Annotated in this window: 10 protein-coding genes; 7 read left to right on the forward strand and 3 right to left on the reverse strand. The window is 61.3% G+C overall.

What is annotated here, in order from left to right:
• From dnaA to gyrA, 4 genes are all read left to right on the forward strand, one after another.
• Positions 1–1,341, forward strand: coding sequence for a chromosomal replication initiator protein DnaA (dnaA, locus tag ACWHTU_RS00005; RefSeq protein WP_447860921.1), 1,341 nt, complete (start codon positions 1–3; stop codon positions 1,339–1,341).
• Between the two features lie 24 nt (positions 1,342–1,365).
• Complete coding sequence (gene dnaN, locus ACWHTU_RS00010) at positions 1,366–2,493, forward strand: DNA polymerase III subunit beta (RefSeq protein ID WP_447860922.1); 1,128 nt, start codon at positions 1,366–1,368, stop codon at positions 2,491–2,493.
• 95 nt (positions 2,494–2,588) lie between these two features.
• Positions 2,589–5,090, forward strand: a complete 2,502-nt coding sequence (gyrB, locus tag ACWHTU_RS00015) for a DNA topoisomerase (ATP-hydrolyzing) subunit B (RefSeq protein WP_447860923.1) — start codon at positions 2,589–2,591, stop codon at positions 5,088–5,090.
• A 57-nt stretch (positions 5,091–5,147) separates the two neighbouring features.
• The gene (gene gyrA / locus ACWHTU_RS00020; protein WP_447860924.1) at positions 5,148–7,622 is read left to right on the forward strand and encodes a DNA gyrase subunit A; all 2,475 of its coding nucleotides are present in this window, start codon (positions 5,148–5,150) and stop codon (positions 7,620–7,622) included.
• A 171-nt stretch (positions 7,623–7,793) separates the two neighbouring features.
• On the opposite strand, the gene ACWHTU_RS00025 is transcribed toward gyrA, so the two are convergent.
• On the reverse strand, positions 7,794–8,306 hold the full coding sequence (locus tag ACWHTU_RS00025) for a DUF721 domain-containing protein (protein WP_447860925.1): 513 nt from the start codon (positions 8,304–8,306) through the stop codon (positions 7,794–7,796).
• A gap of 121 nt (positions 8,307–8,427) precedes the next feature.
• On the opposite strand from ACWHTU_RS00025, the gene smpB reads away from it, so the two are divergent.
• Positions 8,428–8,913 (forward strand): SsrA-binding protein SmpB, encoded by a 486-nt coding sequence (gene smpB, locus ACWHTU_RS00030; RefSeq protein WP_447860926.1) that lies wholly within the window; start codon positions 8,428–8,430, stop codon positions 8,911–8,913.
• A 79-nt stretch (positions 8,914–8,992) separates the two neighbouring features.
• On the opposite strand, the gene ACWHTU_RS00035 is transcribed toward smpB, so the two are convergent.
• Complete coding sequence (locus ACWHTU_RS00035) at positions 8,993–9,589, reverse strand: hypothetical protein (protein ID WP_447860927.1); 597 nt, start codon at positions 9,587–9,589, stop codon at positions 8,993–8,995.
• Between the two features lie 29 nt (positions 9,590–9,618).
• Positions 9,619–11,217 (reverse strand): hypothetical protein, encoded by a 1,599-nt coding sequence (locus tag ACWHTU_RS00040; RefSeq protein WP_447860928.1) that lies wholly within the window; start codon positions 11,215–11,217, stop codon positions 9,619–9,621.
• A gap of 274 nt (positions 11,218–11,491) precedes the next feature.
• Here ACWHTU_RS00040 and ACWHTU_RS00045 point away from each other — a divergent pair, with 274 nt between their 5' ends.
• Both ACWHTU_RS00045 and ACWHTU_RS00050 read left to right on the forward strand, forming a co-directional pair.
• Positions 11,492–11,629, forward strand: a complete 138-nt coding sequence (locus ACWHTU_RS00045; RefSeq protein WP_447860929.1) for a hypothetical protein — start codon at positions 11,492–11,494, stop codon at positions 11,627–11,629.
• Positions 11,630–11,834: 205 nt separating this feature from the next.
• A complete protein-coding gene (locus ACWHTU_RS00050) occupies positions 11,835–12,284 on the forward strand; it encodes a DoxX family protein (protein ID WP_447860930.1) in 450 nt (149 codons plus the stop codon).
• Positions 12,285–12,299: the final 15 nt, after the last annotated feature.

Here is a 12,299-nt window from a genome sequence, read left to right on the forward strand (position 1 = left end):
ATGGATGTCCAGGCTGTGTGGGATCGGGCGTTGGCTGAGGTGTCGGAACGGGTGCCGAAGCAGGTCTTCGAGACATGGTTCGCACCGCTTCATCTACAGAGCCTCGACGATTCCGGGGCGAAAATCGCAGTACCGAACCGGTTCTTTGCGGACTGGTTGACCCAACATTACCGCGATCTTTTAGCGGAGGCTCTGTCTGGAGCGAACGGAGGGGAAACCGTGGACGTCGCGTTTGTCGTGGACAGGAAAGCGGAGGCTCGGCCGGATGAAGGAGCGCCGCTCGTTGCGGGGCGCTCGCAGACAGCAAACCGACTCAGGCGTGGCATTCAGTTGAATCCCAAATACACGTTCAAAAGCTTCGTCGTCGGGGCGGGAAATCAGTTCGCCCATGCCGCCAGCATGGCCGTGGCCGAGCAGCCTGCAAAGGCCTATAACCCGCTTTTCATCTATGGGGGCGTGGGGCTGGGGAAAACCCACCTCTTGAATGCAATCGGGAATCACGTCGCAGACCACACCGATCTTCGTATCGCCTATGTGACAACGGAGCAGTTCACCAATGAGGTCATCAACTCGATCCGGTACGACAAGATGATCGACCTCCGCAAGCGGTATCGGAACATCGACATGTTGATGATCGATGATATTCAGTTTCTGGCGGGAAAGGAGCGGACACAGGAAGAATTCTTTCACACGTTCAACGCGCTCTATGAGGCGAGGAAGCAGATTGTGTTGTCGAGCGATCGGTTCCCTAAAGATATGCCGGATATCGAAGAGCGGCTCCGATCCCGCTTCGAGTGGGGGTTGATCGCGGATCTGCAGCCGCCGGACGTGGAGACGCGGATCGCCATCTTGCGCAAGAAGTCCGAAGACGAGGGTATCGTCCTTCCGGAAGACGTCATCCACTTCCTGGCCACCACGATGAAAAACAACATCCGCGAGCTCGAGGGTTCGCTGGTCCGGTTGGGCGCGTACTCATCGTTGACCGGGCAGGCTATCACGCTGGAGATGGCGAAGAACGTGCTGCGGGATCTGATCGGCGACAAGAAGAAAATCATCGTGCTGGACGACATTCAGGAGGCCGTGAGCGCCCGGTTCCACGTCAAGATCAGCGATCTGAAGTCACGGCGGCGCAGCAAGACGCTTGTGCATCCCAGGCAGATCGCTATGTATCTTTGCCGTGAATTGACCGACGCCTCGTTTCCCGAGATCGGCCGTCACTTCGGCGGCAAAGACCATACAACGATCATCCACGCGTGCAAGCAGATCGCGAAGGCTCGGGAGACCGACAGCGTGCTCAACGCCACGTTGGAGAGTTTAAAAGAACAGATTTTGAGGGGATAAAGGTTCGAGGCGGAGGGACCATTTATGAAGATGCGGATCGGTCGTGACGAGCTGCTGACCGGCTTGCAACGCGTCCAGGGGGTGGTGGAAAAGCGGAACACTATGCCCATTCTGTCGAATGTGCTGCTGGAAGCCAAGCAGGAAGGGACGGAGATCGTTGCCACCGACCTGGAGATCGGCATGCGGGGCCTGTACAAGGCCACCGTGCTGGAGCCCGGAGGCATCACACTCTCAGCGCGGAAGCTCTACGAGATCATCAAGGAATTGCCGGACGGCGACGTCGAGTTGACCACTGGCGACAATCATTGGACGACAATCCAGGCCGGCAAGAGCCAATTCAAGATCGTGGGCTTGCCCAGCGGCGACTACCCGGCTCTGCCGGCGATCGAGCGCGAAGGGTTGACGCCGTTGACCGGCGCCGGCTTCCTGGAGTTGATCCGCAAGACGTTGTTCGCCGCCGGGGACAACGACGCGCGCTACATCTTGAACGGGTTGCTGGTCACCCTGGCCGCGACCGACAAGAAGACCATGCTGCGGCTGGTTGGGACGGACGGGCATCGCCTGGCCGTCGCCGAGCAGGAAATCGGCCAACCCGGCAGCAGGAACGTGCCGAAGGACATCAAAGCTATCATCCCGAAAAAGGCCGCCCAGGAGATCCGCCGGCTCCTGGAAGAAGGCGGCGACGAAGAGCCGTTGATCGGGTTCACCAAGAATCTGATGATCTTTCGCAAGAGCGGCCTGCTCCTGACTTCGCGGTTAATGGAGGGCAACTACCCGAACTACCAGCAAGTCCTCCCCAAGGAGAGCCACAAGCGGATCGCCGTGAAGCGCGGCGAGTTGGAAAGTGCGCTACGGCGGGTCTCCGTTTTGTCGCGCGACAAGGCCAACGCGGTGAGGCTCTCCTTCGCGCCAGGGAGACTGACGCTGTTTGCGAGCCATCCGGAGTACGGCGAAGCCACCGAAGAATTAGCCGCCCGGTACGAGGGCGAGCCGTTGACCACCGGCTTCAACGCGCGCTACCTGCTGGATGTCTTCGGCGTGATGGACGGGGACACCGTCACCCTGCAAATGGAGACGCCGCTCAGCCCTTGCCTGATCCAGGAACCAGAGACCCCGGGGTTCAAGTGCGTGGTGATGCCTGTTAAGATATGAAGCACTAGGCAATGGGCGCTAGGCGAGGGACGACGGAACCGGTGCTTCATTTCTTGCCTGTCGCCTAGAGCCTACCGCCTGCACGTAGGAGACGGATGGCAACGAAGGAATCAGACGAGACCACCGAGAAGCCGCGCCCGGGTAAGCCGGACAGTTACAGTCCCGACCAAATCAAGGTGCTGGAGGGCCTCGACGCCGTCCGCAAGCGCCCTGCGATGTATATCGGCAGCACAGGGCCGGACGGATTGCACCACCTGGTCTACGAGGTCGTCGACAACAGCGTCGACGAGCATATGGCCGGGTTCGGCGAGACGATCGATGTCACCATCCACATCGACGGCAGCGTGACCGTTGTGGACAACGGGCGCGGGATCCCGACCGGTATGCACCCGACGCAGAAAAAGTCGGCGGCGGAGGTCGCGCTCACGATGCTCCACGCGGGGGGCAAGTTCGAACAGGGCGCCTACACCGTGTCCGGCGGACTGCACGGCGTCGGCATCTCGGTGGTCAACGCCCTCTCCGAGTGGCTGGAGCTCGAGATCTGGCAGGACGGCCAGGTCTTCGAACAGCGCTACGAACGTGGCAAGCCGACAGCGCCGCTGAAAGTCACTGGCAAAACGAAGCGGCGCGGCACCAAGGTGACCTTCAAACCGGACCCTCAAATCTTCGAGACGACCGAATTCAGCTTCGACGTGCTGGCCCAGCGGCTACGCGAGCTGGCCTTCCTTAACAAGGGACTGGCAATCACGCTCAAGGATGAGCGCAAGGAACCGGTGAAGGAGCAGACGTTCCGGTACAAAGGAGGAATCGTTTCGTTCGTCGAGCACCTCAACGAAGCCAAGACGCCGCTGCACAAGCCCATCTACATCAATGTCGAGAAGCCCGACATGATCCTGGAGGTGGCGCTTCAGTACAACGACGGCTACGCGGAGAACCTGTTCTCATTCGCGAACAACATCAATACCCGCGAAGGCGGCACCCACCTGGTCGGGTTCAAGGCGGCGCTGACCCGCACGATCAACAATTACGCCAGCGCCAACGACCTGCTGAAAAAGGAGGTCGAGTCACTCACGGGCGACGATGTGCGCGAAGGGCTGACGGCCGTCGTCAGCGTGAAGTTGCGGAATCCACAGTTCGAAGGCCAGACCAAAGCGAAGCTCGGTAACAGCGAGGTCAAGGGCATCGTGGAGGCGGCAGTCAACGAGGCGCTGGGGACGTATTTCGAGGAGAATCCCGCTATCGCCCGCAAGATCGTTGGCAAGGCGATCGAGGCGGCCAGGGCCCGCGAGGCGGCCCGCAAGGCGAAGGAGTTGATCCGTCGCAAAAGCGCGCTGGACGGAGGCTCCCTGCCCGGCAAGCTGGCCGATTGCGCGGAGAAAGACCCAGCGCAGAGCGAGCTGTTCATTGTCGAGGGCGACTCGGCCGGCGGCTCGGCTAAGCAGGGACGCGACCGCAAGTTCCAGGCTATCCTGCCGCTCAAGGGAAAGATCCTCAACGTCGAGAAGGCCCGCTTCGACAAGATGCTCTCGAGTGACGAGATTCGCACCCTGATCATGGCGCTGGGTACCGGGATCGGGCGCAAGCGCGAAGACGCGGAGAGCGAGAAGGGGAAGGACGACAAGGAAGCCTTCGACATCGCGAAGGCCCGGTATCACAAGATCATTCTGATGACCGACGCGGACGTGGACGGCAGCCACATCCGCACTCTGCTTCTCACCTTCTTTTTCCGCCAGATGCCGGAACTGATCGAGCGCGGCTATATCTACATCGCGCAGCCGCCGTTGTTCAAAGTGAAGAAAGGCAAGACCGAGCGCTATCTCAAAGATGAGGCGGCGCTGAACGAGTATCTGGCCGACCTGGCCGTCGAGGATGTCGAACTGTATATGGAGAGTTCCCAGGCTTTCGTCACCGGCCGCCGGCTGCTGCCGATTCTGAGAAAGCTGATCGCGTTCGAAAGCCTGCTTGGCCGCTTGAGCAAGAAGCATCACGAGGCGAACATTCTCCGGGCGTTCGTGGACGAACCCGGGCTGGATCGCGATCTGCTGAAGAACCAGGCGGCGCTCAAGAAGGTCGTGGCGAGCGTCAAGAAAACCCTCGCGCTCGCCTATCCTAAGGCCGCGCCGACGATCGACATCGTCGAGGATGAAGAACATCAGTCCAACAAGATCATCACCCGAATCCAGACCAACGGGTTGGTGCACAGCCTGGATGTGACGCACGAGCTGGTCGGGTCGGCCGACTTCCGCGAGCTGCAGAAACTCGCGCCGTCGGCGATCGGACTCGGCCGGGCCCCGTACAAGCTCAAGGCCAAGGGGGTCGAGACGCAGCATCCCGATACGTCGAGGTTGGTTCAGACGATTCTAGAGCATGGAAAACAAGGGTTGACCATCCAGCGCTACAAGGGCTTGGGCGAAATGAATCCCGAACAGCTCTGGGAAACGACCATGAATCCAGAGACCCGCACGCTGCTCCAGGTGAAATTGGAGGACGTCACCGGCGTGGACGAGATCTTCACCATTCTGATGGGCGACGAAGTCGAACCGCGGCGGAATTTCATCCAGGAGCACGCGCTCGAAGTGCGGAACCTCGACGTGTAGCAAGCAGCACAGTCACTCAGTCTGCCGTCGGCTGCTTGCTGCCGGCCAAGGAGACCAATGCCCTCCGACGAACGATTGGGCCAGATCGCGATCGAAGACGAGATGCGCTCGTCCTATCTGGATTACGCGATGAGCGTGATCGTAGGACGCGCGCTCCCGGACGTGCGCGACGGCCTCAAGCCGGTCCACCGCCGCATCCTTTACGGCATGCACGAGATGGGCCTGACCCACAACCGGGCCTATCGCAAGTCGGCCAAGATCGTTGGCGAGATCATGGGGAACTACCATCCCCATGGCGACGCGGCGATCTACGATACGCTGGTGCGGATGGCGCAGGACTTCAACATGCGCTATCCACTCGTGGACGGCCAGGGCAACTACGGCTCGATGGACGGCGATCCGCCCGCCGCCATGCGGTACACCGAGGCGAGGCTGACGAAGCTCGCCGAGGAAATGCTGGCCGATATCGACAAGGAGACCGTCGATTTTGTCCCCAACTACGACGAGTCGAGAGTGGAGCCCGTCGTCCTGCCCGCCAAGGTGCCCAATCTGTTGATCAACGGCGCGGGCGGCATCGCCGTCGGCTACGCGACCAACATCCCCACGCACAACCTGGCCGAAGTCATCGACGGCCTCCTCTTGCTGCTGGAGAACCCCGACGCCACGATCGCCCAACTGATGAAGAAAATCCCCGGGCCGGACTTCCCGACCGCCGGCTTCATTTACGGCACGGAGGGGATCAAAAAGGCCTACGAGACGGGCCGGGGCCTGCTGACTCTACGGGCCAAGGTCAACATCGAAAGCGACGAGCGGACCGACCGCGAGCGGCTGATCGTCACTGAGATTCCCTATCAGGTCAACAAGGCCAACCTGATTGAGAAAATCGCCGAGCTCGTCCAGGACAGGCGGATCGAAGGCATCGCGGACCTGCGTGACGAATCGGATCGGGACGGCGTCCGGATCGTCATCGAGCTCAAGCGCGGCGAGATCCCCCTGGTCGTGTTGAACAACCTCTACAAGCACACCCAGCTCCAGACGACCTTCGGGGTCATCATGTTGGCGCTGGTGAACAACCGGCCGGAGGTCCTGAACCTCAAGCAGATCCTGTCCGCCTTCATCGACCATCGCCGCGAAGTCGTCGTGCGCCGCACGTCCTTCGAGTTGCGCAAGGCGGAAGAGCGCGCCCACGTGCTCGAAGGGCTCAAGATCGCGCTTGACAACCTCGACGCGGTGATCACGCTGATCCGCCGGGCTCAGTCGCCGGACGAGGCGCGCAGCGGCCTGATGCGGCGATTCGCCCTGACTGAGATTCAGGCCAACGCGATTCTCGACATGCGCTTGCAGCGGCTGACGCAGTTGGAGCGCACCAAACTCGTCGAGGAGTACCGAGAGGTCCTCAAGCAGATCGAGTATCTCCGCTCCGTGCTGGGCAGCGAAGCGCTGGTGCGGAAGATCATTAAGGATGAGTTGGTCGAGATCCGGGAAGCGTACAAGGACGAGCGGCGGACGCAGATCGTCAAGGAAGAAGCGGAAATCAGCATCGAAGACCTCATCGCCGAGGAGGAAGTCGTCGTCACCATCTCCCACGCCGGCTATATCAAACGGAACCCGGTCTCTCTCTACCGGGCCCAACGGCGAGGCGGCAAGGGCAAAATCGGCATGGGCATCAAGGAAGAAGACTTCGTCGAGACGCTATTCACCGCCTCCACGCACGACTACCTCCTGTTCTTCACGGACGCCGGGAAGGTGTATTGGCTCAAAGTCCACGAGATCCCGGAGGCGGGCCGGGCCGCCAAAGGCAAAGCGCTCATCAACTTACTGGCTTTGGGGTCGGACGAAAAGGTCACCGCCACGGTGCCGGTTAAAGAGTTCCGCGAGGACCGGTATGTCGTCATGGCGACCAGACAGGGGATCATTAAGAAGACCGAGCTCTCCGCGTTCAGCAATCCACGCCAAGGCGGCATCATCGCGCTTTCGCTTGATGAAGGCGACAAGCTTATCGGGGTGGAGATCACCGACGGTCAGCGAGAAATTCTCCTTGGCACGCGGCAGGGAATCGTCATCCGGTTCAAGGAAGCCGAGGTGCGGCCGATGGGCCGGACGGCGCACGGCGTCCGTGGAATCACGCTCGAGGACGGCGATGAGGTGATCGGTATGGAGACGATCACCCCCGACTCGACGACCCAAATCTTGACGGTCACCGAAGGCGGCTATGGAAAACGGACGCCGGTCACCGAGTATCGGGTCACGGGCCGCGGCGGCAAGGGCATCATCAGCGTCAAGACCACGGAGCGCAACGGGCTCGCGGTCGGGTTTCTGCAAGTGCGGGACGGCGATGAGATCATGTTGATGGCGGCCAAAGGCAAGATTTTACGCTGCCGCGTGGACGATATCCGGGAGAGCGGTCGCAATACCCAGGGTGTCCGGATCATCGAGCTCGAAGGCGACGACGACCGGGTGGTCGCGGTGGCCAGACTGGCGGAGAGCGGCGAGCGCGAGGACACGGCTTCGGACGACGGGAGCGGCGGATAGCAGAGCGCCGTCGGCGATCACCTGCTAGTTCCCGCCTTACTTTGCGCATCCTTTTTTGGAGTGGTATCCCCTACTTCTCGCCGATGCGATCCGGCAGCAGCGTGGGCGCCGCAGTCCGGGCTGCGGCGAGAAGGACACCCTTCGGCGAGTCGGCGTGCATGCGGGAGCTGATCAAGGGGCGGATTGCCGCGGGGAGCGAGGTTTCTCGGGGAGAGACAGCGCCTGGGCCATGACGGCGGCCAATTGCGCCCGCAGCTCCGGGTCCTTCACTGCCTCGGCATGCGCAGCCGCCTCGTGTTCAAGAGCCGTTCGAGGGTCGAAGTCCGAGGGTCGGGAATCGAGATCCAGCCTCGAACGTTGAACATCTTCATCCGCCGGACCGAAGTCGCCGATGCGCAGGACGATGTCGGTGACCGCCTCGCCGCCGGCTTCGGCGTTGATCTTGGCCAACAGGTCCGGCTTCAAGAACGTCAGTTGGTGGAGCCACACCGAATTGCGCACGAGCAGATGGAGCTTTTTGAAGCGAATCTGGTCCGGTCTCGTATGCGCCGCGACCTGCGGGCCGACGATCTCGGCCCATTGCCGGCGCAACCGGAATTCGGTGAGCTTGGACTCCAAGCCTAAACGACGGGCCATGCCGCCGAGAATGGATGCGAAGGAATCGAAGGAGCCGGCCGCAGGCATGGCGGCATTGTAGCAGAGCAGCGAACAGCGGTCAGCTCTCAGCGTTCAGCAGGCCCCGGATCAAGCCCTCATGCTGAAGGCTGATGGCTGAACGTTTCCGCGGGTGCTATAGTGGCGCGTCATGATCAAGGAGAAAGATAAGGGCGAAAAGGTCGTGGTGACCAATCGGAAAGCGTTCCACGACTATTTCATCGAGGAGAAGTTCGAAGCCGGGCTCGCGCTCAAGGGCACGGAAGTCAAGTCGCTGCGCGAAGGGCGGGCCAATCTGCAGGACAGCTATGCCAGCGTGGACGACGGCGAGGTCTTCCTCCACCACTGCCACATCAGTCCCTACAGTCACGGCAACATCATGAACCACGACCCGCTGCGGCCCAGGAAGCTGCTCCTCCACCGCAAGGAGATCAACAAGCTGATCGGCCGGACGCAGCAGAAGGGCCTGACGCTGGTCCCGCTCCGCATCTACTTCACCCCGCGCGGCCGTGCCAAGGTGGAGCTGGCGCTCGCCAAGGGCAAGAAACAGTACGACCGCCGCGAGACGATCAAGGAACGCGAGGCCAGCCGTGAAGTCGAACGGGTCCTTAAGGGCGGCCGACGGGATCGTGATTAAGGCATGGTCTCACACGTTCGAGCGCGCCTGCTCTCAGGGAGAGATGGCTTAGCCCCTCCCTTCGGGCAACAATCTGGAGTTATTGCGGCTGTTTCTTCTTCGCGGCTCTGGCGGCTTCGGCCTCGGCTCGGGCTTTTTCTCTGGCCGCCGCCCGTTCCTCCAGGGCTTTTTTTCTGGCGTCCAAGGCCTCCTGCCTAGCCTTTTCCTTCGCCGCGATGGCTTCCTCTCGTTCTTTGGCTTTGGCCGCGGCGGCGGCGTCTTTGTCCGCCTTCGCCTTGGCGGCGGCAGCCGCGGCATCTTCCACGGCCTTCTTCTGCGCGGCTTGAGCATCGGCAATCCAGGTCGCGACAGAAGTGCCGGAGTCCGGGCTGACTGTGATCCGTTTCATCTGGCCGCCGAACAGGCCGGTCGGCTCGGCGCCGATGAAGAGCACGCTGCCATCGGGCTGCATTTCCCAAGGTTGCGGTTGCCCCATCGTCGTGCCGAACGATGAGACGGCTTGAGACGAAAACTGTGCGACGCGCGTTCCGTTCAAATAGTACGTGCGGGCGGGTCGACCTTCGGGACCGTTTTCCAGTCCGCCGACGATGAGGTTGCGGTGGTCGGCGGTGAAGGCCAACGGCCCTGCGCCTTGCAAGGCTTTCGGAAAGGCGAGGAATTCGCCGTCCACGAACATCGCAGCACCACCCCCTTGGGGAGGCGACGCTATCGTGACGAGGTGTTTCCCGTTTTCGCTGAACAGAACGGCCCGCCGAATCCGCCACCTCGGCCTTTCGGTTCGCCGTCGACCATCAACGCCGATGCAAGCGAACTCTCCGCAGCGTAATACGCGTGGCGTGAACCGTCTGGGCTGAGCGTGACGTTATGAGCGTTCTGCGACGGAGGGAGGGGCTTGCCGTCGAGGTACACCTGGACCTTTCCTCCCATCACTTCACCAACGTAAGTGACGCGGTTGCCGGTTTTGGAAAATGTCGGTTTGACGCGCAAGTTCCGGTGGCCGGGACCTTCCTCGCCGTTGATCACGACGAACTGTTGGCCTGGGCCACCGGTGCCGGGAGCTTCGGCCACATACACGTGACGTGACGAATCGGGCGTGAACGCGAGGTCGGAGACCTTCGCGTATTCGAGTTCTTTCTTGCCGTCCACGACCACCCAGGCGCCGTGGGCGTGAATGCCGGCTTGGGCGCCCGCAGAATTGCCGATGGCGATGTCCGACAACTCCGCGCAAGCCGCCGCCCACCGTTTTCCGTCTGGACTGAAGACGACATGATAGGCATGATCGGTTCCGGCGACGGCTTTGCCGTTCATAAAGAGCCGCCGCTTGCCGTCGCGGTCCATGGCCACGGCGGCGATGTGACCGGCCGCGGTCACGAAATAAAAATAAATCCTTTTCGACGCGAGGATCGGTTTGCCATCCACGAGCAATTCGTGCGTTTGTTCCTTCGGATTCTGACGCAACGAAACGAGCCGTTTGCCGTCCGGCGTGAACTGCGGCAAGCCGAGATAAAACTGGAACGAGCGGGTTCCGTCCGCTACCGTTTCATCCCCGAACTCCGGTCGGCCGACATCGCCGGCGTCTTTCCCGTCCACGAGGAGAAAGCCCATGCCTCCGGTCCCCGGGCGCCCTCCCAGCAATACCCAATGCGAGCCGTCGGCGTTGAACCGCGGCAGATGCATCACCGTCGGCGTAAACGCCGGTGACGCCGGCTTGCCGTCGATCATCAGCCGCACCGCCAGACTCCTCGGCAACGGCACACCTTCCCGGCGGTCATAGACCTGCTCCTGCGGTGCGTCGAGAGTCGGGACAAGAAACAGCACCTTCTTGCCGTCGGGTGAAAACATCAGGTAACGAATCTGCTCCTCGAATCGCGGAGGAAGACCGCCTTCGCTGGCCGGCGCCGGCGCGCGATACATCTCTTTGCCGTCGGCTATCACGACGAGGTCTTTCCCGCTGCGCGCCGCAAAGGCATAGCGAGTGCCATCGGGGCTGAACGCGACGTGGACCGGGCTTTCGTTCAGATTCATCGCGTAGCCGTGGCGTAAATCGTTGAGCGCCGACTTCAAGGTTTCGTCGAACGGTGGACCTTGCACCCCATCCACGGTGACCGCGAATCGACTGCCTTGGGGATGCACTGTGGCGGGGTGCGGGCCTTTCGAGCTGAGAATGTAGGTCACGCCCCGTTCATAGGCCGGACCGACGATCTGCTCGTCGACTTTCACCTCGGCCGAGACCGCCGCGCGGAGCAGGCCGAACACCACGAATGTCAGTACGCCAGCAATGAGAGTTCGAAGAGGAATAAGCATATGTCCCCCTTTCTCCGCAGGGATGACGGATGGTTGGAGAATGCCGTCGTGTGAGGAACTGACGGAACGAGTGACCTACAAAGCCTTTGCCGTCGAAGGCGCCCCGGTTCCTGGCGCATTGACGTGTTCGGCATGACGGCCTCATGGGGCCTGAAAATGTGGCGCGGGAAGACCAGGGCGGGTCTGACCTTAGTCAGAAGACTGTAAAAAGTCAACCAAGCGTCTCAAGTCGCCGGTCGCAGAAAAGCTACGGCGCGAAGCCGACTCTTATGGAATGGACGACAGTCGAGGCTACGGTGCCGTCAAAGTGGCGCAATCGGTCCTGGAATCGGGCACGTTCGGCAGAACTCAGGGCAAGACGGCCGGATTGTCCTACCCTGAACCGGTCCCTCCCCTTAACGGGCCGATCTGACAAGGGAAATTCCTGCCGGCCGGTCGAGGTAGAGAAAAAGCCGTTCGGCCCTTGACAATGTACTAGTTAGAACTATTATAATCGCAACTGTCGGGCGGCGGCCGTTGAGATCGGATAACAGGGCAATCACATCGCGGGGCTCCCTCGACCCGCCACGAGCAATAAGAGGGAGCGTCGCTTCGCAGCGAGAAGAGGGGGGTGACCCATGAAAGTCTTGTTTCAAACCGATGACAGTTGGACCGGGTTGATCCTGCGCGTGACATTGGGACTGGTGATGTTTCCGCATGGCGCGCAGAAGCTGCTGGGCTGGTACGGGGGATTCGGCTTCGGCGGTACCATGAACTTCTTCACCGAGACCATGCACCTCCCGTGGCTTGTCGCATTCCTGATCATCATCGGCGAGTTCTTCGGAAGCCTGGGCCTGCTTGCCGGGTTTCTGACGCGGTTCAGCGCGGCGAGCATCGGCGTCATCATGCTGGGAGCGGTCTCACTCGTCCACTGGCCGCACGGGTTCTTTATGAACTGGTTCGGCAAGCAACAGGGTGAAGGGTATGAGTACCATCTGCTGGTGATCGGGATCGCGATCGCGCTGATGATCACCGGCGCGGGCAGATGGTCGGTGGATAAGCTGGTCGCCGAGAAGCTGGCTAGGTGACAGAGTAAATCGCCG

This window comes from Nitrospira calida, from assembly GCF_976986435.1.